Raw genomic sequence first — 697 nt, forward strand, 5'->3', positions numbered from 1 at the left:
AAGATATCCAAGATATTGTTGAGATGCATTTGGAAGAAAAAAAGCCAATTGAACCCATCATTAAACAGCAATTCGCAAAAAACGAATCGACTCTCAATCTGCAGAAGAACATTTTACTGAACAATCGAGATATTTTTCATGGTAAAGCATCGGTTACAAGTGGTGTCACATTTAAGTTGGTAACTCCTGTTGCGCAATCTTGGCGTACACATATCACGCGTAATATTCATTTATACGGTGTCGATACTTGTGCACCGCGTCAAAAAGCGAAATTAAGCGATCAAGAATGGCCATGTGGTGCAGTTACAACAGCTTGGTTGGTCACCAAAACACTTGGTCAAGATTTATCGTGTAAGCAGGCTCTTATGCGTAATGGTATTCATTATGCACAATGTTTTGTTGAAGGGATTGATTTAGCTGAAGTAGGCCTTTCAGAGGGTATGCTGGTGCTTTCAAAGGAGAATAAAAATCCTGTTCCAGGACAGTATCATAGTGCTGAAGAAGCAGCACGCAACAACAAGGTTGGTCTTTGGTCAAGTGATTTCGCCGAACCTGTCCAGTGGCGGCGGGATCATGGATCTTACAATCCGTTTGCGAACTTGTAATTGATTTTACTGATACCTTACTGGATGTTTATATCGAAGACCTTACAAATAAAATTGAAAAAGGTTACAAGAGTTTTTACCTATGCTTTTGG

The 697-nt window shown here is 39.7% G+C and carries 1 protein-coding gene; it reads left to right on the top strand.

What is annotated here, in order from left to right; translation table 11 throughout:
- Nucleotides 1-605: hypothetical protein (locus ACFIK8_RS11565; protein WP_375669510.1), on the top strand; the 605-nt coding region annotated here is incomplete at its 5' end.
- Nucleotides 606-697: the final 92 nt, after the last annotated feature.

It is taken from the genome of Bartonella sp. MR168JLCBS (assembly GCF_042194175.1).